The sequence below is a fragment of the Ruminococcus sp. AM26-12LB genome (assembly GCF_003480785.1).
In the GTDB taxonomy this organism is placed as follows: Bacteria; Bacillota; Clostridia; order Lachnospirales; family Lachnospiraceae; genus Blautia_A; species Blautia_A fusiformis.
Genome location: NZ_QUJX01000014.1, coordinates 73886 through 97565, shown reverse-complemented (window position 1 = coordinate 97565; position 23680 = coordinate 73886). Strand labels below are relative to the sequence as shown.

General features: G+C 45.1%; 18 protein-coding genes. 3 read left to right on the top strand and 15 right to left on the bottom strand.

The annotated features are described in order from the left end of the window. Positions 1-62 precede the first annotated feature (62 nt). The 4 genes from DW694_RS11810 to DW694_RS11795 all read right to left on the bottom strand — a co-directional run bounded on the left by DW694_RS11810 (position 63) and on the right by DW694_RS11795 (position 4738). On the bottom strand, positions 63-1130 hold the full coding sequence (locus DW694_RS11810) for a substrate-binding domain-containing protein (protein WP_022427045.1): 1068 nt from the start codon (positions 1128-1130) through the stop codon (positions 63-65). 99 nt (positions 1131-1229) lie between these two features. After that, the gene (locus tag DW694_RS11805) at positions 1230-2237 is read right to left on the bottom strand and encodes an ABC transporter permease (RefSeq protein ID WP_092068559.1); all 1008 of its coding nucleotides are present in this window, start codon (positions 2235-2237) and stop codon (positions 1230-1232) included. Between the two features lie 3 nt (positions 2238-2240). After that, complete coding sequence (locus DW694_RS11800; RefSeq protein WP_110102893.1) at positions 2241-3233, bottom strand: ABC transporter permease; 993 nt, start codon at positions 3231-3233, stop codon at positions 2241-2243. Next, entirely contained in the window at positions 3233-4738 is a 1506-nt protein-coding gene (locus DW694_RS11795; RefSeq protein WP_118753075.1) for a sugar ABC transporter ATP-binding protein, read from the bottom strand. Before DW694_RS11795 ends, DW694_RS11800 begins: the two co-directional genes overlap by 1 nt. Before the next feature lie 265 nt (positions 4739-5003). On the opposite strand from DW694_RS11795, the gene DW694_RS11790 reads away from it, so the two are divergent. From DW694_RS11790 to DW694_RS11780, 3 genes are read left to right on the top strand one after another with little or no spacing between them, the layout of a single operon-like run. Beyond that, on the top strand, positions 5004-6569 hold the full coding sequence (locus DW694_RS11790; RefSeq protein WP_118753056.1) for a response regulator: 1566 nt from the start codon (positions 5004-5006) through the stop codon (positions 6567-6569). Beyond that, on the top strand, positions 6566-8389 hold the full coding sequence (locus tag DW694_RS11785; protein WP_118753055.1) for a histidine kinase: 1824 nt from the start codon (positions 6566-6568) through the stop codon (positions 8387-8389). The genes DW694_RS11790 and DW694_RS11785 overlap by 4 nt, the downstream gene beginning before the upstream one ends. Before the next feature lie 47 nt (positions 8390-8436). Continuing rightward, entirely contained in the window at positions 8437-8820 is a 384-nt protein-coding gene (locus DW694_RS11780) for a DUF3783 domain-containing protein (protein WP_118753054.1), read from the top strand. Positions 8821-8961: 141 nt separating this feature from the next. Here DW694_RS11780 and DW694_RS11775 read toward each other — a convergent pair whose 3' ends face one another. The 11 genes from DW694_RS11775 to pfkB form a co-directional block, all read right to left on the bottom strand. Further along, positions 8962-10380: an arabinose isomerase gene (locus DW694_RS11775; protein ID WP_118753053.1), complete on the bottom strand. Its 1419-nt coding sequence runs from the start codon at positions 10378-10380 to the stop codon at positions 8962-8964. 24 nt (positions 10381-10404) lie between these two features. Continuing rightward, entirely contained in the window at positions 10405-11808 is a 1404-nt protein-coding gene (gene rhaB, locus DW694_RS11770; protein WP_021977852.1) for a rhamnulokinase, read from the bottom strand. Between the two features lie 269 nt (positions 11809-12077). Continuing rightward, positions 12078-13247: a substrate-binding domain-containing protein gene (locus DW694_RS11765; protein ID WP_118753052.1), complete on the bottom strand. Its 1170-nt coding sequence runs from the start codon at positions 13245-13247 to the stop codon at positions 12078-12080. Positions 13248-13396: 149 nt separating this feature from the next. Next, entirely contained in the window at positions 13397-14374 is a 978-nt protein-coding gene (locus DW694_RS11760) for an ABC transporter permease (RefSeq protein WP_118753051.1), read from the bottom strand. A gap of 11 nt (positions 14375-14385) precedes the next feature. Next, positions 14386-15897, bottom strand: coding sequence for a sugar ABC transporter ATP-binding protein (locus DW694_RS11755; RefSeq protein WP_118512852.1), 1512 nt, complete (start codon positions 15895-15897; stop codon positions 14386-14388). A 21-nt stretch (positions 15898-15918) separates the two neighbouring features. Further along, positions 15919-16893, bottom strand: coding sequence for an ABC transporter permease (locus DW694_RS11750; RefSeq protein WP_118512853.1), 975 nt, complete (start codon positions 16891-16893; stop codon positions 15919-15921). Positions 16894-17050: 157 nt separating this feature from the next. Then, positions 17051-18058: a substrate-binding domain-containing protein gene (locus DW694_RS11745; protein ID WP_118753050.1), complete on the bottom strand. Its 1008-nt coding sequence runs from the start codon at positions 18056-18058 to the stop codon at positions 17051-17053. Then, entirely contained in the window at positions 18055-19842 is a 1788-nt protein-coding gene (locus DW694_RS11740; RefSeq protein ID WP_118753049.1) for a sensor histidine kinase, read from the bottom strand. Before DW694_RS11740 ends, DW694_RS11745 begins: the two co-directional genes overlap by 4 nt. Next, a complete protein-coding gene (locus DW694_RS11735; protein ID WP_118753048.1) occupies positions 19839-21455 on the bottom strand; it encodes a response regulator in 1617 nt (538 codons plus the stop codon). The genes DW694_RS11740 and DW694_RS11735 overlap by 4 nt, the downstream gene beginning before the upstream one ends. Positions 21456-21702: 247 nt before the next feature. Beyond that, positions 21703-22704 (bottom strand): aldo/keto reductase, encoded by a 1002-nt coding sequence (locus tag DW694_RS11730; protein ID WP_015527305.1) that lies wholly within the window; start codon positions 22702-22704, stop codon positions 21703-21705. A 46-nt stretch (positions 22705-22750) separates the two neighbouring features. After that, positions 22751-23680: a 1-phosphofructokinase gene (gene pfkB / locus DW694_RS11725; RefSeq protein WP_118753047.1), complete on the bottom strand. Its 930-nt coding sequence runs from the start codon at positions 23678-23680 to the stop codon at positions 22751-22753.

The following is a 23680-nucleotide window of genomic DNA, read 5'->3' as shown; positions in this document are numbered from 1 at the left end:
GAAGACTCCGCCTTGTCCCAAAAGGATTTATCATATGATTATACAGTCAATCTGAGGATTGATTAGTACAGCTTAGCCATCTCCTCGATGTTGCTTGTATCGAATTTCAGAGGTGCACCAAGAACAACCTCTGTACCGCCGTCATCTGCCTCTGTTACTGTGTAGTCACCAAGGTCACCAGCTGTGAATTTGTCATCTTTAGCACCTGTGATGTCTTCGTTGATCAGAGCGATTGTTGTGTAAGCACTGAGTTTTCCAAGGCCCTGCATATCCCACAGATAGAAGTATGGGCAGGAATGAGAATCATCATCACCTGTGTACTCCTGCATCTCGGATGGAAGTCCAAGACCTGTCAGCTTGCAGGAAGATCCGTTATCCTGAAGATATTTAGCAGCTGCTGCGATACCAACTGTTGTAGGTGCGCAGATAACCTTCAGATCCTTGTAGTTCTGAAGAAGAGCTGCTGTCTGGTCTGTGGATTTCTGCGGCTCATCATCACCGTATACAACGTCTACAAGCTCAAGCTTGCTGTATTTGTCATCGCCTTCCATGATGGTCTTCATCGCGTCGATCCATGCGTTCTGGTTAGCGGACTGAGATGTAGCGGAAAGGATAGCGAACTGTCCCTCACCACCGGAAATATCAAGAACTGCATCCATAAGTGCCTGAGCAACTTCTTTTGTACCAGCCTGGTTTACGAAAATCTCACGGCTGTCTTTGTTCGGTGCGGAGTCGAAGGAAGATACCTTGATTCCCTCATCCATAGCTTCCTCAAGCTTAGCCTGAAGAGCGTTAACATCGTTAGCGGAGATACAGATTGCATCGAAGTCCTGAGAAATCAGGTTGTCAAGAACCTTGATCTGCGCATCAGCTGTAGCTGTCTCAGGATAAACGACCTGAACCTCGCCGCCTTCAGCCTCTACTGTCTCCTGGAAAGATTTCGCTGCGATCTCGAAGAATGCATTACCGGCTGCTTTACCAACCAGAGCGATCTTTTTGCCTTTTGCAGAATCGCCAGCTGCTGCTTCTGTCTTAGTATCTTCGGATTTGTCATCTGCTGCAAGAACCGGGCAAACTGTACCAAGAACCATTGCTCCACAAAGGATTGCGCTAATTACCTTTTTTTTCATTGTTGTTCCTCCCTATAAGAATATAATTTTTTTATATGCTACTGCCTCCGCTACACCAATGGAGGCAGCTAACAATCATATGAGTTTCAAAAGTGATATTTAGTTTTTCTTCATTGCGACTGCTTTTTTCACATCGCCGATGATATTCGGAAGAGCTACTGCTGCTACCAGAAGTACACCGATGATGAGAAGGATCACCTGAGCATTTACGTTCTTCTGTCCAAGGCCAACTCGTAAGCATACGATGATGAATGCAGAAATGATACCGCCGGCCAGGTTACCTTTACCACCTGTGGAGGAGATACCTCCGAATACTGCCATTGCAATGGCATCCATCTCAAATCCGTTACCGGTTGTTGTATTTGCACCGTAGGAAGAGGATACCAGGAATACTGCGCAAAGTCCGGACATAAGTCCCATAACTGTGTAGATGATGAAACGGATCTTCTCTACGTGAACACCTGCGTAATAAGCTGCCACACGGTTTGTTCCGATCGCATATGTACGGCGTCCAAATGTACTCTTTCCAAGAAAGATCGCAAAAAGTACACCAAGGATCAGCACCAGGAAAAGAATATATGGAATATTTCCAACCTTTCCACCGATAGCACGGAAGCCATCTGTGTTTGTGATCGCAATACTTCCGCCGGCTCCAAGTGTTACCTCAGCGATACCACGGAAGATGATCTGTGTTGCCAGTGTTACGATCATTGGAGGCAGCTCCTTGAAACGGGTAAGGATAAATCCGTTAACCGCACCACAGAGGGCACCAACAACCAGTGCTGTAAGTACTACTACAATGAACGGAGCGTTTGTGTTGCAGACCATACAGCTTAAGGTAGCGGAGAGACACACGATCGCACCTACGGAAATATCAATCTCGCCTAATACCAGGATGTACGCCATTGGAAACATCATGAATACCTCTGCAAGGTAAACCGGCATCTGACGAAGAACACTCTTCATATTATAAAACTCAGAAAATGATGCGCAGAAAATATTTACCAGGATAAAGAGAATGACCAGGATGCCTTCCCAACTGAATATGATGTGTTTCATCGGATTTTCCGGCACATTGTTAATACTTCTTCCAGATTTTCCAGCCATGATTTACATCTCCCTTCCCTTTAATGCGTTTTTATCTGCGATTCTCTGCAGAACAACGTTGATCACAACTACTACCAGGATGATAACACCCTTGATCATGTTCTGCCACAGTGAACTGATACCTACAAGCGGAAGAGCTTTTGCGATCGTTGCAAGGATAATGGAACCGAGGAATGCACCTACTACGGTTCCACGTCCACCGCTCATGCTTACACCACCGATAACGCAGGCTGCGATAACATCCATCTCACCACCGTACTGCATATCAGGCATTGCAGAAGCATAAACAGATACCTGAAGTGCTCCGCCAAGACCTGCGAGGAATCCCATGATCACATATACAAGAAGGTTGATATTCTTTGCATTGATACCGGAAACCTGTGCTGCACTTGCGTTACTTCCTACTGCGTAGATCCTACGACCGGTTCTTGTCCATTTCATAAAGAAGAAGAATACTACGTAGCATACGATGATCACCCAGATTACCTTGTTGATTCCAAGGAAATTTGTGGTGGCAAAATTCTTAAAATCACCGAGAGCTGCGGCACTTGCCCACTCACCACCGTGAGAAACAAGATATCCCATTGCTCTGTAGATGTACATAAAGCCCATGGTTGCAATGATCGGCGGAACGTTTGCTCTTGAAATTACAAGACCTACAACCAGTCCGCAGGCAATACCGATTGCCATTGCAATGATGAAAGCAAGTAATGTGCTTGTGATATGTCCGTATTTCAGAAGCATACCGATGGACATACCGGAAAGTGCCAGAGTTGACATAATGGAAATATCAATTCCGCCTACCAGCATGACACATAACATACCAAGTGACATTACCATTGTTACTGCATTATTTTTCAGCATCTCCATGAGTGACTTTGGCGTAAGGAATGACGGGCTGATCGCTGTGACAACTGCAAACAGCACGATTACGATAATTGCCAGCAGAGCCTCTCGGGAGCCTGTAATCTTCTTGATGACAGATTTCTTTTCCATTATTTAGTCCCCTTTCCAGTGCTCTTTTCCATGGACAGCTCAAGGATTCCCTCCTGTGTTGCCTCTCCTCTGTTCAGTTCTCCTGTCTTGCGGCCATTACACATAACAATGATACGGTCCGCCATACCCAAGATCTCCGGCATCTCGGAAGAGATCAGGATGATTGCATATCCTTTCTTTGCAAGGTCTCCCATGATCGCATAAATCTCAGCTTTGGCTCCGACATCAACACCCTTTGTCGGCTCATCCATGATAACTACTTTCATTTCCTGAGCAAGAGCTTTCGCAACAACAACTTTCTGCTGGTTACCACCAGACAGAGAGCTTGCCGGCTGGAAGATATCGACTGCCTTGGTATCTACTTCCTCAAGAAGTTTCTTGGAAAGTTCTCTTTCTGCCTTCTCATCGTTAAATCCGGATTTTGCATATTTGCTGATGATCGGAAGTGTTACGTTTCTTCCAAGTCCCCAGCTCATAACCAGACCCTGTTTCTGTCTGTCCTCTGGAAGAAGGATGATACCTTTTTCCATTGCATCAGACGGAGTCTTGATATAAATTTCTTTTCCCTCAAGGAAAACTTTTCCTTCGTCCGGACGGGTAATTCCACAGACAGCTTCCATAACCTCTGTACGTCCTGCACCAACCAGACCGGTAAGACCTACGATCTCGCCTGCATGTACATTGAAAGAAACATCCTTGAAAAATCCTATTCTGGAAAGATGTTCGATACGGAGCATCTCATCTCCAAACTTCACTTCCGGCTTCGGGAACAGATCATTGATCTCACGTCCAACCATTGCCTTGATCAGATCTGCGTTTGTGATCCCGTTTACATCGTAGGTTCCGATATACTGGGAATCACGGAATACGGTAACTCTGGAAGCCAGACGGTACATATCCTCAAAACGGTGAGAAATAAAGATAATGGAAACGCCATTCTCTTTCAGCTTGTCAACCAGTGTGTAAAGCTTCTCGGATTCGTTTCTGGTAAGTGCTGCTGTAGGCTCATCCAGAATGATGATCTTCGCATTTGTGGAAAGTGCCTTGGCGATCTCAACCATCTGCTGCTGCGCAACAGAAAGGGTACCCATCTCAGCGGTTGCATCGAAATCTGCATCCAGCTCTTTCAGATACTTGTTTGCCTCCTGGTTCATTTCTTTCCACTGGATCATATGATGTTTGATGATCTCATGACCCATAAAAATATTTTCAGCTACTGTAAGGTGCGGGTATGATGTCGGATGCTGATATACGGCTGCGATACCTGCTTCCTGAGCATCCTTCGGACCTTTGAAGTCAACCTTCTGTCCGTTTAAGAACATCTCACCTTCTTCTGCTTTATGTACTCCGGTAATAACCTTGATAAACGTAGATTTACCAGCACCATTCTCACCCATCAGCGCGTGAACTTCGCCAGGTTTGAGCTGGAACTGTACATTATTCAGAGCTTTGACACCGGGGAATATCTTCGTAATACCTTTTAATTCAAGAACATATTCTGACACGGCTCTTTCTCCTCCCTTTCCTTTAATCTGATTATATTCTATCATCCGGCCCACAGGTTGATAATGGGAATATTTTTGGATAAGGGTAAAATATTCTTCTTTTCCCTGTAAAATATTACTCATAAACCATTGTCCCATTCTCGTATTTCTATATACTTTATGCTATAATGATAACGCTGACGTTACAGTTTTCTGGGAATATAAACAGAGCTGTAAACGTCCGATTTACGAAGCTATAAAGCTATGCTCGATTGGAGAATTGTATATGAAATTACTGATCGTCGATGACGAAGAACTTACGCGTACCGGACTGATCTCATCTATCGACTGGGATTCTCTGGGGATCACCGAGATCCTTCAGGCAGATGATGGTGTGAACGGACTGGAAATGGCCAGACTGTATAAACCTGAGATCATTCTCTGCGATGTACGGATGCCGCGGATGACAGGCATTGCCATGCTGGAACGTCTGGAGAAATTCCTGCCGGACAGTATCCCTATCTTTATGAGCGGATATTCTGACAAAGAGTATCTGAAAGCTGCCATCAAACTAAAAGCCATCAATTACATCGAAAAGCCTCTGCATCCCGAGGAAGTACAGGCGGCAGTTCTGGAAGCGCAGACTCTTTACAAACAAAAGCTCCGCTCCCATCGTGGCGAAGCGATCCATTCTCAGGAAATCGCTACCCGGCTGGCACAACAGCTGACTCTTCCACCTTCCGATAACAACAAAATTGCAGATCTCTGTCTGGAACTGGGGCAGCCGGAGCTTCTTGAGAACGGCATGAATTTTACCTCTGTGATCGTAAAGCTTAATGAATCTGTGGAGGCTTCCGGTATTTTCCTGGAAGATCTCCAGAACGACATTTCCTGTTTTCTGGAGCATTACCATCTGAAATGTCTTTTTGTGGAAAAAAGGGTTCAGTATCTGGTCCACCATATATATGGAAGGAATGCCCTTTCCCCGACTACCCTTTCCGCAGTGGGAAGCTATATTTCCAGACAATATGACACCTGCGGAAAGCATCTGATCGCAGCCGGAAATACCGTAACGGATATTTTCAGGGTTTATCAGTCCTACGCTTCTGCCGTGATCCTTCTGCAGAACTGTTTTTTCTTTCCGGAAAAAACATTTCTGACGGAAAATGCCATCCGCCTGCTTTCACCGAAGGGACCGGTTCCGGATTCCCTGCATTCACCGGAAAATACTTTTTCCAAATATCTCCTGGCCGGAGAAGAAGAACCCTGTTTTCAGTTTCTTGATGAGCTTTTCCGGTATTATAGCTGCAATCACACATTTATGCCTAACCAGATCCGTGATCTTTATTACCAGCTATTTAATACACTTTCGGCTTCCCGTAAAAAAAATCAGCTGGAAACCGAACTTCATGAAAAGCAGGATCTGATCGTAGATACGTTAAACAACGCCTTCACCTACGAAGAGCTTCACAAAGCTCTGAAAGAAAAAACCGCCCAGTATTTTGAAGATGCGAAAAATTCCCAGCCGGAAAATTCCACAATCTTTATGATCAAGGATTATATCAGCCGGAACTATATGAACGATACACTTTCCGTAAAAGATATCAGCGGCCATGTATACCTTTCCGCATCTTATGTATGCACTTTTTTCAAAAGTGAGACCGGACAGACTCTCAATCAATATCTGACAGAATACCGAATGGAAAAGGCCAAGCAGCTGCTTTCCGATCCCAGATACAAGATTTCCGAGATTTCTTCCAAGGTAGGCTATACGGATGGCAATTACTTCGGAAAAAGCTTCAAAAAATACTCCGGCTTTTCCCCGTCTGAATACCGGGAGAAAATGTCATGAGGGCCCTCTGGCGCCGTTTCAAAAACGGCTACCTGAATTTAAACCTGCAGACAAAATTCACCATTGCCCTGATCAGCATTGTGGTAGTTCCTGCCTGTCTTACCGCCTTTCTTTTTTATGGACGACTTTATAGCATGGTGGTTTCCAATACCATCCGGCAGGAACAGGACGCCTCCGCAAAAACTGCACCTCTGATCGAACGGACTATGGATACGCTCCTCGCTACTACCCGGAATATTACAGGACAGAATTTTTTTCAGGAACTTTTTTATATGCCGGTCAGCGATTCAGCAGAACAGCTTGCAACATCTAACCATGCCACTGATTTTAAAAATGCCGTTCAGCGTCTGACCACAGATTCCATTGTTACCGATGTACAGATCTATGTGGATTTTCCTGATGATCTGAAGGCACTGGATGCTTATCCCAACACTGAGAATATACTTACTCCCTTAAGTCAGGCGAAAGGTACATACTGGTACGGTATCTTTCAGGGAAACCGTAACACCCAGGAAATGTTCTGTCCTTCCTTCTATCTTGGTCCCAGAGAAAAAAAGAATTATGGTGATATGGCATATATCTGTCCTTTAAGCCTTTATTATCACTCCACTGCCTATAAGGCTTATCTGGCAGTGTATTATTCCGATGACAAGCTTACTTCCATTCTTTCCGACAATCTATCTCTGGAGGGAAGTGTTTCATATATCGTAAACGAACGTGATGCCATTGTTGCTACCTCAGATCCGTCATTATCCGGAATCTACCAACTGGATTACGACACCATCAAGGCTTCCTTTATGTCTTCCAATAACTTCATTGAGCGGAACATTCTGGACACAAAGGTTTATGCCGGCTTTTACAGCATTTCCAATACAGACTGGTTTATGGTGACGGTCCTGCCTTCCCCGCCGCTGATACATGAGAGCAACCGGCTGATGATCCAGATCGTACTGATCTATGCAGTTTTTCTGGTTCTGGCACTTATTTTTGCCAATGTACTGGCTCATTCTATTACCGGAAGACTTTCTTCTGTGATCCGGCAGATGCAGACCGTCCGCCACGGCCCGCCTACTCCTATGGAAAGTCCACAGGCACATGATGAGATCGGTAATCTTATCGATACCTACAACTATATGACTCGAAAAATGGAAGAACTGATGGAGAAGCAGGCTAAGGCTGCCGAAGATCTCCGAATCGCAGAATTCAATTCCCTCCAGGCACAGATCAATCCACATTTTCTTTATAACACCATGGATATGATCAACTGGATGGCACTGCAGGGACGGACCGATGAGATCAGTCACGCAGTACAAAGCCTTTCCCGTTTTTATAAGCTGACCCTGAGCCGCAAAAAGGGAATCTCTACCATTGCAAGGGAGCTGGAGCATGTAACCATCTACGTGCAGCTTCAGAATATGCGCTACCACGACAGCATTGAGCTGATCACGGATATCCCGGATGAGCTTTCAGAATACCAGATCCCGAAGCTGACTCTTCAGCCTGTTGTGGAAAATTCCATTCTTCACGGGATCCTGGAAAAAGAATCAAAATCCGGAACTATTGTTATTACCGGATGGATGGAAAATGAGGATATTGTTCTTCTGATTTCCGATGACGGTGTTGGGATTTCGCCAGAAATCCTGTCAACTATCCTTTCCGGAAAGGGAAAAAGCCAGTCCGGCGGCACCAATATCGCAGTTTATAATACCCACCGGAGACTCCAAATTCTCTATGGAAATAATTACGGACTCACTTATTCCAGCAAGCCTGGAGAGGGGACGGATGTTGAGATCCGGTTCCCTGCACATCGTGAAAAGTAACTTACGTTCCAAAAAAATCTTTATTCAGAAATGAGGTATGACACTATATGAATACACAGCCAGAAGCTCTTTTATATAATTTTAACGACCCGGAACGGCTTCGCCAGATCCGCCGCTATCTGAACCGTCAGAAGGTTAAGACACGGATCGTCACTGCTCCGGAATTTCTTCATCCGCTGGGATATCTTTTTGAGATTCCGGGATTTCATCCCTCATCCCAGTTTAATCTGGGAAGCAATTTCAGCGATGAGATGATCGTGCTGAAGGATTTTTCCAGTGCACAGATGGATGGTTTTCTTGCTTTTTTCCGTGAAAACCAGATCCCGCCTGTTGCACTGAAGGCCATGCTCACACCGGTAACTCAGCACTGGTCTTCCATCCAACTGCACGATGAGCTTTCCAGGGAGCACACACTTATGCATAAAAAATAACTGCAAAACCAAAATCTGCCGAATCTGCCTGCTGCATTTCCGGCAGATCTTTTTTATCTTATTTTTCCCACTGAAAAAGGAGACCGCTCCGCGCAGTCTCCTTTTTTGAATATGTTTTAGGTTGAATACATAAGAAAGAATTTATCTTGTCACGATATCTACCGGTACGTTAAAGATTTTTGCAACCTTCAGGATCGTATCGATGTGTCTTCCTGTAGCAGCTGCCATATGATGTGTCGGGCCAGCCTCGCTCCAGCGGTTAACGAACTCTCTTGCTCCGCATGTGAAGCGTGTTCTCATGTTTGTATCACCGAAGGAAAGGATCGGTCCCTCCTCGTTTACGCCCTCAGCTACAACGAATTTGAAGTTTCCGTCTTTATCCTGAGTGATCGCAAGGTAGGTCACCGGACCTGTGTACGGATAGAACTGTGTCAGATATCCGCCGCCTGTTTTGCCATGGAATACTTTTACGATCTTCATGGTTGGCTTCTTGTCAGAGATGTCCGCGTCACCGCTTCCGGAATGTCCGATGATGCAGATGTCATCATTGAAGTCGATGGAGTACATCTCAGAAAGCTGACCTGTACCGGAAATTGTCTTTAAGATACTCATTGCCATGGCAACCTTCATGTCACCCTCTACCGCACATGCAGTACCCTGTTTGATCAGCATGGAGAATGCCGGGATCAGCATACTGTCAAGGACACCGGCTTTACCCTGTGCAAATCCGTCGTAATGGGAAGCGATCATTCCAAGATGCTCGTCTTTTACCCATTTCTCAAAAGCAACAACGTATTTGGCCATATCCCATACTTTCTCGATGGTGCCGCCGCCCTCAATATCGAATGTATCAAGGATATCCTGTGCCTTTGCACGGATTGCTTCCTCGTCTGTGATATCATCAGCGATCGCCCACATCTTCTCCCAGTCGAACTGTTTTGTGTAGAGGAACATTCTGTTATAGAGGTTTGTCTCATCAATATACAGATCCATCATACCCGGATATGGTCTTCCGATCTGTGCAATGTTAGTCTCACGGAATCTTCTTCTTACCTGAGCAGCCTTGCACCAGTCTTCGATCTCAGCCTGAACTGACGGATCTCCGCCTTCTACAACGCCTGTGATAACCGCATGTCTCTTGCCTGCTCTCTCAAGGTCAGCAACTGCCTCGCCTACAGCACCGCATGCATAGCCTTCACCCAGCCAGGAGGCAATGTCAGTGTGCTCATAATCCAGCGCTTTGATCTTCTGAACGTTCACAAGAACAACCGGAACATCCAGATCACGGATCGCCGGAAGCATGTTGTAGGATGTTGCGTATGTCAGCATCTGAAGAAATACAAGGTCAACATCTGCTGCACGGAACTTATCTCCTGCCACCATTGCCTGCTCTTTTGTTGTCACCATTCCGCCGTCAACGATCTCTACTGTATCCGGGATCGTTTTCTTGAATGCGTCGTACTGTGCCTCAAATTCCGGCACCAGTGACGGAAACTGCGGAAGATATGCGCCTAAAGCAATTGAAAATACACCAACTTTTGCCTTTGTGTTAACTAACATAATAAAACCTCCAGTTATTTTTATTTATGCTTTGTATACTTTGATACCGAAGGACTCATGGATGGTTGTACGAGCCTCCTCGATCGTTTTAAACTCCTCGGCCTTCAGCATCTGTGCTGTGATATTACCGATTGCAGTAGCCTCACCAGGGCCTGCATGGATTTCTTTCTTTGTAGCTTTTGCAGTCAGCTCATTTAAGTATCCTGCATTGGAACCACCGCCTACGATATGGATACGGCTGTAGGTTCTTCCTGTCATCTCCTCGATTTCTTTTGCGATCTTAGCGTAGCAATCTGCAAGGCTTGTATAGATAACGGTTGCAATCTCGCCAAGAGTTTCCGGAACCTGCTGTCCTGTTCTGCGGCAGTAGTCCTGAACCTCTTTTGTCATGTTCTCAGGAGAAAGGAAGCACTCGTCGTTTGCGTTTACTCTTGATGGGAAATCCTTAGCCTCCTCAGCCATTTCACAGATCTGTGCGAAGCTGTATGCATCATCAAACTCGTGACGTACAGACTGGATCATCCAAAGACCCATGATGTTCTTCAGATAACGGAAACGTCCCGCATATCCGCCCTCATTTGTGAAGTTCATCTCACAACTCTTCTCAGAGCAGTCTGCTTCTTTTCTCTCAATTCCCATCAGAGACCATGTGCCGGAGCTGATATAAATGAAATCGTCATCATTTGCCGGAACAGCCAGAACTGCAGATCCTGTGTCATGTGTAGCCGGTGCTACAACCTCAAGGTCAAAGCCAACTGCTTCTTTCACTGCGTCTGTTAAATGTCCGATGCTTGTGCTAGGCATGATCAGCTTCTGGAAAATCTTTCTCGGATATCCCAGCATATCGATCAGCTCATAATCCCAGTCCTTAGTTGTCGGGCAGACAAGCTGTCCTGTGGTTGCCTCTGTGTATTCACAGGTTTTCTTTCCTGTAAGAAGGAAATGGAAATAATCCGGTACATGAAGAAGTGTCTCTGCCTGCTCCAGATACTCCGGATGTTTCTTCTTCACTGCCATCAGCTGATATACAGTGTTGTAGATTGCTTTCTGGATACCGGTTCTTGCATACAGATCCTTCAGAGAAATTGTCTTATAAACTTCCTCATCCATTCCCTCTGTACGATGATCACGATAACCTACAGTATTTCCAAGAACCTTATCATCTTTGTCAAGAAGTACAAAATCAACACCCCAGGTATCAACGCCCATGCTTACCGGAATCTTGCCGATCTCTTTACATTTTTTGAGACCATTTACGATCTCGGTGAAAAGGCGGTCAAACTCCCAGCAGAGCTCTCCATCCTTCTTAACCATGCCGTTCTCAAAACGATAGATTTCTTCCAGGATCATTTTTCCGTTTTCCATATGTCCCAGAATGTGACGTCCACTGGATGCTCCGATATCTACTGCTAAATAATATGTTGCCATTTTTAAATCCTCCTCAATATGTAAGCTTCTGATCACTTTCATATCTGATGTTGTATTTATCATACATCAGGATCCTTCCGGTGATAAGAACCTCTTTTGTCAAAAAAAGTGTCTTTATTTGCCAATAATACAGCGATTATTTATGAACTACTACATTATTTGTTTAAAAAATCCGCTGACTGAATCAGCCAGCGGATCTCTTATTTCATACGTCCGAACGCAATCCGCGTTCATTATAACTTCACGATCTTATCAATTATATGATTTGATTAGTCATAAAGGTTAGGAGCGATATCCTCGTCTTCCATATTTGTTGCATCATACCAGTAACCGTCTGTAGGAACATCCTCAAGCTCCTGGCCGTTTGCTGCTGCTGTCAGAGCGTAGATTGCATAGTATCCCATCATAAGAGGAGACTGTGTAACAGCACCAATGAATGTGCCATCTTTAACAGCTGCTTTGATGATAGAACCAGCATCGAAACCAACACCAACTACATCACCGTTTGCCGGGTCAGAACCAAGAACGTTAAGGTTAGCATTTGCTGCAAGAACACCCTCTGCAGAAACCTGGTTGGAACCGAATACTGCGATACAGTTCTCCTGGGAAAGGATTGCCTGAGCCTCTGTGGAGCAAAGCTCTACAGTTGTCTGTGCCGGAACAGCTACCTGGATAACAACGTCTGCGTCTTTAGCATCAGCATCAGCACCCTCTGCTGCGTTAACATAGAACTCGTTACCGCTTACTGCTACAGTCTTGCCATCAGCCTGAAGAAGCTCGATCATCTTGTTGATGAATCCAGTACCACGCTGCTGAATGTTCTGAGCTGTTGCATCCTGGTTAACCTCACCGATGATAACCTGTCCGTCAGCATCTTTAACAACGTCTTTAATGGAGTTGTACATATTCTCAGCTGCTACTGCACCAGCCTGTGCGTTGTCTGTACAAACCTCGCATACTACAGATCCTTCCGGAGCATCAGCGATACCTGTATCGAATGTTACAACCGGGATTCCTTTTTCTGCACATGTCTTAAGTGCATCTGTAACAGAAGATGTATCACAAGCTGCAAGTCCTAATCCAACAGGATTGGAAGCGATAGCTGTGTTGATCATGTTAACCTGGTCAGCGATATCGGACTCACTGTTCGGTCCCTGTGGTTTATAATCAACGCCCAGCTCCTTAGATGCTTTTTTCATACCTTCCTGAGCTGCATCCCAGTATGTGGACTGGAAAGATTTAACCATCATCGGGAACACATAAGCTTCGTTTGCTTTCAGTCCGTCAAACTGTGCGGTAGGATCCTCAGATGCTGTGGAATCTGCGGACTCCTCTGTTGCTGCATCTTCTTTCTCCTCAGCTGCAAAAGCTGCTGTTGCACTCATGCTTGTTACCATTGCTGCACAGAGCATTAATGCCATAACCTTTTTTGCTTTCATATAATATTTCCTCCTTAAAATATATTATATAGTTTTTTTATGTTCATACGCCATTGCTACCCCTTGGCGTTTCACATCTTTGATTATCGGATACTGTTCACATTTCTCTGTGAACAGCACCCTTACTTATTATACCACACTTCTTAATATCAGTGTGCTGCTTTTTTCTCTTTCAGGATATCGATCAGAACGGCTACGATCAGAACGATACCGGTGATGATCTGCTGCCAGTTTGCCTGCAGGCCGATATATGGAAGACCTGTTTTCAGAAGCATGATGACGAAGATACCAACGAATGTACCGATCACGGAACCATATCCACCGGTAGCTGCTACACCACCAACGAATACACCACCGATAGCATCCATCTCAAGTCCGGCACCAGTACCAGGCTGTACAGTAGGTGTTACTGCTGCGTATGCGATTGCTGCAAGACCTGTAAACAGACCGCAGACAACGTATACCATTACGTGATAGAACTTTGTATTGATTCCGGAAAGGGCTGCTGCCTCTTTGTTGGAACCGATTGCAATTGTGTAACGACCGAATTTTGTGTGGTTCAGAATGTACTCCATAACCAGTACCAGGATGATCATCCAGAGGAAACCAAGTGGATAACGGGAAGCGCTTCTTCCTGTACCAACTGTTACCTTGAAGATGGTATGGAACCATCCGCCCGGCTGTGTAAGTCCCGGCCATGGTGTTGCGCTGCAAAGAGAGCCGGCACCACGGGTAATCATACAGGTACAAAGTGTTGCCAGGAATGGCGGCAGGTTCATAACACCTATCAGTACACCATTCAGTGCACCAACTGCGATACCGAGAACGATACAGACGAGCATTGCAAGTGCCACAGGGCAGCTGTTGTTTCTGATCAGTGTTCCGGCGATCAGTGCGTATGCTACCATACCAGTTCCGATTGACAGGTCAACACCACCAGTGATAAGCGGGAATGTAACTCCGATCGCCATAAGAAGATCGTAATATGAGAAATCCAGCATACTCAGGATCGTGGTGTACTGTCTGAATTCTTTACTCAAGCCTGAGAATATTGCACACAGGACAATGATAACGAGCAAAACAATAAATCTCTGATCACTTAAAATACTTTTTTTCTTCTTAGTCATGACTTTCCTCCTTAATCGATATTCCGTGTGGCCTTGTCCATGATGTTTTCCTGGGTTGCCTCGGAGATATCAATACATCCGGTAACTTTACCCTCACACATGATGATGATACGGTCACTCATTCGGAGAACTTCCGTCATCTCAGAAGAAATCATGATAATGGATTTGCCTTCTGCTGCCAGTCTGTTCATTAATTTGTAGATTTCGTTCTTGGCACCAACATCGATACCTCTTGTCGGCTCATCGAAAATAAGGATATCGCTGTCTCGTGTCAGCCATTTAGCAATAACAACCTTCTGCTGGTTACCACCAGAAAGGTTTACTACCAGCTGGTCGGTGGTCGGTGTCTTTGTTGCAAGCTCATTTACATATTTCTCTGCAACCTGTTTCTCTTTTGCCTTGTTGATAAAAATACCATTGGTAAACTCTTCCATGGTTGCCAGTGTAGTATTTTCTGTTACAGATTTCTGTACAACACAGCCATATCTTCTTCTGTCCTCTGACAGATAACCGATACCGTATTTAACAGCATCCTGCGGGCTGTTGATGGTTACCTCGTGAAGCTGTCCGTCTTTACCCATAACAGAAATCTTACCACTCTGTTTCGGGTCTGCTCCGAACAGTGCTCTGGCTGTCTCAGTACGTCCGGCGCCCATCAGTCCTGAGAAACCAAGGATCTCACCTTTTCTCAGCTCAAAGCTTACATCCTGAACCATCTTGCCTGCATTCAGGTGCTCAACCTTAAGAACTACCGGTGCATCTGCCGGAACTGCACTCTCCTGCTTCGGATCCTCATAAATAACACGACCAACCATCATGTTGATGATATCTTCTTTTGTGCTGTCTTTTGTGATGAGGGTTCCTACATAACCACCATCTCGCATGACTGTTACACGGTCTGTGATCGTTTTGATCTCATCCATACGATGTGAGATATACACGATACCGAGATTTTTCTTACGAAGGTCACGGATGATCTCAAACAGATCTGCGATTTCCTTCTCGGTAAGCGCTGCGGAAGGCTCATCGAAGATGATAACCTCAGCTTTATGAGAGATTGCTTTTGCGATCTCACACATCTGCTGTTTTCCGACTGTCAGGTTTTTCATCTTTTCCTTCGGATTGATCTCAATGTTCAGATCCTGGAAAAGCTTTTTGGAATCCTCGATCATTTTCTTATCATCGATGGTAAAACCTTTTTTCGGCTCACGTCCGATGAAGATGTTCTGAGCAACGGTAAGATCACCTACCATGTTCAGCTCCTGATGTACGATTACAACGCCGGCATCCTGTGCCTCACGTGTATTGTGGAATTCTGTTTCCTGTCCTTTGTAAACAATGGAACCTGAATCCTTCTGATAAATACCGGTAAGAACCTTCATCAGTGTTGATTTACCGGCACCGTTTTCTCCCATAAGTGCATGTACTTCGCCGCGTTTTACTTCGAAATTAACGTGATCCAGAGCATGAACTCCAGGAAAGGACTTATCAATGTCCTTCATAGTTAAAATAACTTCACCCATTGTCGCATCCTCCCTCTAAGATCAGTTCTTTCTGCGTCTTGCAGAAACGTCGATATAAACTGCAACGATAACGATGATACCTGTGATGATCATCTGCTGTCCTTTACCAAGGCCAAATGCCATAATGCCCTGCTGAAGAAGAGAGATGATAAATACGCCGATTACAGTACCGCCGATGGAAGCAAGTCCACCAACCATGGATGTACCACCCATAACGCAGCCTGCAATAGCCTCATTGTTGTACTGATCGCCATAACCTGGCTGAACAGTTGTGTATGTAGCTACAAAGAAGAGTGCTGCAATACCTACCAGGAATCCGCAGATCATATAAGCAAGCATTTCCCATTTCTTTGTGTTGACACCGGAAAGACGGACAGCCTCTTTGTTAGATCCAAGGCAGAGGATGTAACGTCCTGGTTTTGTGTTGTAAAGAACGATACCGCAGATAACTGCCATTACCAGGAAAATAACAATTCCTACAGGGAAGCCGTTTGCGGAAACGATATTACGGAACCAGCCGTTTGCCTCACTGGCTGCCGGCCAGCTTACGGACTGTGTTTTTGTGAATACCGAAGCAATACCTTTTGCAATATTCATGGATGCCATGGAAATAATGAATGGCGGTACTGACATGTAAGAAACCATCCAGCCATTGAAAATACCAAAGCAGAGACCGATCAGAATGCAAAGGATCATGGCAACTGCACATGGAACCTTGTAGGATGTCATGCAGTAACCGGATACCAGTGCACAGCAGAACATTACAGGTCCGATGGAGAAATCAATTCCTCCTGTAGCGATTACGAATGTAACGCCAAGTGACAAAAAGCCCAGGAAGTACACATAGTTCAAAGTAGACTTGATACTGTCAACAGCCGGAAACTTGTTTCCAAGAACTACTTTAAAAACCAGGAACATAAGAATCAGAACACAGACAAGAAGTATTCTGTTCAATCCGAGCTTCTTAACGATTGGATTTTGTTTTAACTTTTCCAATTTTTACCCTCCTCACGTTTTGCACGTATCTTGTGTTTTCTTGGTTATTATAATACCGTCAAAAATCAATAATTGTAATAGAATATCTTTCAAAAAAAGGTTAAATATTTACTGTACTGTAAATATTTAACCCTTTTCTTTGTGCATTTATGACTATTTACGGTGTAAGATCACCATATGTTTTTAACGTATTAAACGGGAAAAGCAGTTTTTCGATCTCACTGGTATACATATTGTCAGGAGTCACCAGCTGGCACCCGGAATTAATATTCTTCTTATAGTCTTCTCCACGCAGCATCTTAACAGTTTCCCGAACACCCACATATCCCATTTTAAATGCCTTCTGTACAACGATTCCCTGAAAGATTCCGTGTTCCATCAGCTGGACGGCCTCCTGTGAGCTGTCTACTCCCACCACCCTGATCCGGTTCTCTGCTTTTGCTGCCTTTACTGCTCTTGCAGCACCTACAGAGGAATATTCATTCATCCCCGCGATCATCTTGAGATCCGGATATTTTTTCATCAGCTCTTTTGTAAGCTCATAGGACTTGTCATACTGAGAATCACAGTATACCACATCCACGATATTATCCTTCAGACTGCCAAGTCCTGTCCGGAAACCTTTTTCTCTTTCAACTGCCGTAGATACACCCTTTACATGTGAAACGATCGCGATCTGATCATCCGCTCCCACAAGATCCTTCGCAAACCTGCCAAGGATCTGCCCTGCTTCCAGATTATCGGTCGCAACGGTAAGATCCTGGACCGCTTCCTGTGTATAGGAATCAATAAATGCAATATGTATTCCCTGTTCCTTTGCCTTCTTCAAAAGCTGGTCAGATTCAGTGAAGCTGGACGGCGAGATCAGGATCGCGTCCGGTTTTTCTTCTGTTGCCCTTTCAATCAACTTGTTCTGTCCATCCACATCATTCTCTTCCTCAGGTGCCCATACGCGGATATCTGCATTATATTCCTTTGCAGCCATCTCCGCCCCCTGGATCAGTGACGTCCAGAAATCGTTGGTACCGTCCACAACCTTCGGAATATAGATCAGCGATAGTTTTCTCTCTTCTTCTACCTGTTTATAATAGAATATTCCGGCTACAAGCCCCACCACAAGGCAGATGACCACTCCAAAAGTCAGGAGTTTTCTATGTTTTTTCATATTGATTCCTCCTGTATTCCCGGAATGGTGATCGTGGCAGTGGTTCCGACACCTTTTTCACTTTCATAGGCGATCCCGTAATTTTCTCCATAATAAAGCTTCAGACGTTTCTGTACATTGTAAACACCCACACCATTGGAATGATAATTCACCTTATGCTTATCATAAATATGTGACAATGTTTCCTCATCCATACCTACACCGTTGTCGATCACCTGAAGAACTGCATTTCCGTCCTTCATAAAGCCTTTTACCTGCAAAAGTCCCTTACTCTCTTTATATTTCAGTCCATGATAGATGGCATTTTCAATGATCGGCTGGAGAACCAGCTTGATCAGAGGGATATTTAGTATAGAAGGTTCTACATCGATCTCGAATTCCAACTTGTCCTTGTAACGCATCTTCTGGATCGTAAGATAACCCTTGGCATACTCCACTTCCCTTGCAAGAGGAACCACTTCATCTTCATTACTGATGCTCTGACGAAGAAGACGTGCCAGGGATGCTGTCATCAGAACAACCTCTTCGTACTTTCTGCCCTCTGCCATCCAGATGATCGAATCCAGGGTATTGTAGAGAAAATGAGGATTGATCTGGGACTGAAGGGCCTTAAGCTCACTTTTTCTCTTTGCTTCCTGTTCCTTCACGTTCTGCTCCATAAGATCCTGTATCCTATGTGTCATCACATTGAAAGATTTCGTCAGGCTTCCGATCTCATTCTCTGAATCGATTTCCACATCTGCTCCGTCAAAATGCCCTTCCTGTACTCTGGACATGGAATCTCTGAGACGCTGAAGAGGATATGTGAGACTCTTTGCCAGAAATCTGGAAAAAAGCAGTGCCACGATCATCAGAAGTGCGGAAATAAGCACATAAATACTCTGTGCCTGATTGCTCTTGCGCAGAAGTTCGCTGACGCTCATACAGCCCACAACGGTCCATCCGGTTTTATTTGATCTGGAAATAGAATACAGCTTTCCTCTGTTTCCCCTTTCGGTACGCACCGTATCTTCTTTTGATTTCACGATCAGGTCGATATTCTCAGTCTGCAATTCATTGTAAAGCTGCTGCTGTTGGGGATGGTATACTATATTTCCGCTTTCATCCAGAATGAATGCGTATCCCTTTTTCCCGATCGTATTCTGATCACAAAGTTCACTGATGGCACTATAATTCAGATCAATAAAAAAGACTCCCTCTTTCTCACCACTGTTGGAAAAATTACGGATTCCCCTGCTTAAAGTGATCACCCACGGACGCTCTCCGCTGATGATGTGCTGTACATGAGAAGATGTAAGAAGCGGGCCTTCCGGCTTCTGTAAAGCTTCCAGATACCACTCCTGGGTGGAAAGCTTCAGATCCGGATTCACAGACTGCTTGCCGTCGTTGATCAGCTTCCGTCCATTACTTCCAATGATCCCAAGATTTCGGATATCACTTCGTCCGTCCAGAATAGTCTTGAACTGATTGAGCAGGCGCTCTCTTGTTCCATCGTCCACATTGTCGCCAAAAAGATATTGCTGTACATCCTCGTTACTGGAGATCATATAAGCTATATTTTCCATGTAATCAATATAGGAATCAATATTCTGATTCATCTGCTGCACGATATTCTGGGTGTAGACAGCAGAATTTTCAAAAATAGAATTGCGGGTATATCTCATGGAAACACCTGTTATGACCAGCACCGCGCTTAAAAGCAGCACCGTCACCACCGCAAAGATCGCACTCTGGATACTCTTAAATTTTCCTATGATCTTTGCCGCAAACCGGATATCTCTCATTTACGTTTCTCCCTTGCATATTCTGTCGGTGTGCAGCCTGTCATTTTTTTGAAGGAAATCCCAAAATAATGGGGATCTGCAAATCCGACTTTCTCGGCAATTTCATAATTCTTCATAGTTGTATTCTCCAGAAGTTCCTTCGCCTTCTCCATGCGGGTACGGATCAGAACCTCTGTAAAAGTCTCTCCCGTAAGCTCCTTAAAGATCGTACTGAAATAGCTTGTGCTGATATTCAGATAAGAACAGATACTGTTCAGGCTTAAATCCGGATCCATATAATTCTTCTGGATATAATCCAGGGCAAGTCTAGCCTGACGCTGTCCGCTGGAGCTGTTTGCATCGGAAAGTGTCTGGAAAATTTCTCCGATATGATTCCTGACCAGTTCAACAGCACTGTCAAAAGAATTCTGCTCCGTAACCTGCTGCAGAAGTGCTTCTCTTTTGGAAAAAAGCCTGCTGTCCGGAACCATATCCTCACAGGTCTCATCTGCTGCACGGATGATCTGCTGAAGATACACACAGGCACGACTCTTATCCACCCGCGCTTCCTTGATCTCAGAAGAGATCTGTTCCAGAATATGCTCTGCATTTTCCTTTTTATCCGCTTTCAGAGCAGCTACCAGCTTCTCTACATAATCTTTAATGGAAAGATTTTTTTCCTCCGGCTGTTCTTCCATATCAATAAGAAGGCTTCCGCCAAGAAGATAACGATATTCAATAGCTTTCTCAGCAAGTTCATGGGATACACGAAGCTCCTGCTGAGTTCTGGCCCAGCTTCCCACACCGATAGAAATATCCAGCGACATCAGTTCCTTCAGCTTATCCTGGATTGTCCTACAGATCTCCATGATCTTCTGTTCAAACTCTCTGGTACGGTTTCCCATGAAAAGAGCACCGACCTTGTTATTTCCGGCCTGATATGCCACTCCTGCTTTTTCCTTGCTGATGATCTCATCACTGATATTAAAAAGAACAAAAGACATCAGTGCGCTCTCTTGGCGTTTCTCCGCAGTAAGCTGACTGCTGTCCGAATACAGATCCAGATCAAAAACAGCCACACGATAGCATGCTGCCTCAAGATCGATTCCCAATGCTGCAAGCTCTTCCAGACTTTCCTGCCGTGTCTTGATATTATCCACAAAGCCCTGCAGCGCTCTGGAACGGATCACAATGGCGTTTTTCTGATAATTCTCGGAAGTCTGTGTCAGACGTTCCAGCTTCTCTTTTTCTTTTCTTTGCTGGTCCACCTTCTCCTTCATTTTTCCGATAACATTTCTGAGTTCCATGGCGGTCACCGGCTTCAGCATATATTCACTGACACCATACTGGATCGCCTTCTTGGCATACTCGAATTCTCCGAATCCGCTAAAGATCACGATCACGATGTCCGGATAATTATCATGGAGAAAACGGCTCAGTTCCATACCATCCATATATGGCATAAGGATATCTGTAAGCACGATATCCACCGGATGGTTCTGTACAAATTCCGCTGCTGCTTTCCCGTTATCACAGTCTCCTACCAGCTCACAGTCCATTGCTTTCCAGTCAATATTCTCCCGGATCGCATCTCGAACAAGTATCTCATCATCTACCAGTAAAATACGATACATAATTTCTGTTGTCCCCCTCTGATCAGTTTCTGTTGTTTTTATTGCACATCCCCCTGACAGATCCTTCCCCCGTCTCTGTCATTTTCATTGGTAAGATTACTGTCCTTTCTGTGAACAATAACTATTAATTCTTTTTATATGTTAACATGTTTGGTTAAAATTTACAACGGAGTTTCTTAGTCCAAATTAAATACAAAGAAATCCCGCATCCAACATATGGGATACGGGATTTTCCTGCATATTTTTATTATTTTACGATAACGCCATCCTCATCCCAGAGGTCATGCCAGTCCCTGGCACCATGCCACAGAAATACCTGTCCTTTTACAAGACGGTTGCCTTTTTCCAGAGTTGCGATGGTTGCCATTTCTTTCTCTGTAAGGGGATCCTCTGTGACACATTTCAGGTTGCTTGCATAGTTGTGCACAGAGAACGGAATGGAGATCTCTCCTCTCTGATGTGCCCACTTCAGAGCGATCAGAGCCGGATGAACACCATGTGCCTTTGCGATCGCCTGCATCTCCGGAACCTCCAGATCCGCAACATCCTCCGGGCAGATATCTCTCTCCGGTCTGCGTGGAGAACCGATCGGCATATAGCCTACCGGCTGGATGTTATGCTCTACCAGATAATCATAAAGCTCCTGCTGCTGGAAGCATACATGAAGCTCAAGCTCACAGGTTGCAGGTTTGATCTTCATAAGCGGAAGAACTGCCTCAAGCTTCGGAATGGTCATATTGGAAATACCGATGTAACGGATCTTTCCTTTTTCTACCAACGCCTCACACTGGCGGTATGTATCCATAAACTCCTCCACACTGAAGGGTTTGGAATCCGGATTTCTGGAATCCACATCACATCCCGGTGCATGATAGTTCGGGAATGGCCAGTGGATGAAATACATATCCACATAATCGCACTGAAGATCCTTAATGCTCTTATCACAGGCTTCCTCTACTCTTCTGTGCATGTCGTTCCATACCTTTGTCATGATAAAAAGATCCTTACGCTCTACAACACCTTCGTCAAAAGCGTCCTTAAATACCTGGCCAATCTCATGCTCGTTTCCGTAACATGCGGCACAGTCAAACATACGGTAGCCACTGCGGATCGCGCCTGCAACAGCTGCAGATACATCCTCTGCGGATACACGGTCGGAACCGAATGTTCCCATTCCGACACACGGAACCTGCTCGCCGGAAGGAAGTGTCACTTTCGGCACAATTGCCGGATTGATAACTTCTGCCATCTTTACATCTCCTTTTTTATAAAAATTTTCTTATTATAAGCTTATCTTATAAACGCCTGATCTCGATCTTCGGAAGAAGAGCCTCCATATCCTCCATCACAAAGAAGCCCGTTTCCTCGCGCATGGCTGCCGCCGCTGAGATCGCACTGGCTCTTTGCAGAGTCTCTTCCAAGGAAAGTCCCTCACTTAATCCAAGGGCAAAGCCTGCGATCATGGAATCTCCGCAGCCTACGGTATTTACCGCATCGATCTTCGGAACCACCGCACGGAAAATCCCTTCCTCTCCGACTGCCAGGGAACCATCTGCTCCAAGCGAGACCGCCACGATCTCCACACCACCGGCATGGATGGCTTTCGCTGCTTCAATGATATCGTTGATATCGTCACAATGCTTGCCTGTCAGCATACGGATCTCATCAATGTTAGGCTTGATCAGTGTCGGTGCTGCCTTGATCCCCTCTTCCAGAAGCTTGCCGCTGGTATCCAGGATCACCGGTTTTCCAGCGTCTTTCACAATCTTCACGAGGCGCTGGTAGGCACTCCCGTCAAGTCCCTTCGGCACGCTGCCGGACATTGCCACAACAGAAGCGTCTTTTACAAGCTGGCGGAATTTTTTCTCAAAGCCATCAAAATCTGCCTCTGTCAGTGTAAATCCCGGCTCCAGGAATTCGGTCTGTACATGATTCACCTCATCCCAGATGTTGATACAGGAGCGGCTCTCCGCCTCTACATGGTAAAAAGCACTCTTAATGCCAAAAGGCTTCAGGGCAGCTTCTATATAATTGCCTGCGTGGCCGCCTACAAAGCCGGTGGCAACCACTTCGGCACCGTAAATGGACGCCGGCTTGGAAACATTCAGTCCCTTTCCACCGGGAACGTAGGTACATTCACGCACACGGTTCACTTCGCCCACTTTAAAATCATCCACTACATAACGCTTGTCAATGGCAGCGTTTAAGGTTACTGTCAGGATCAT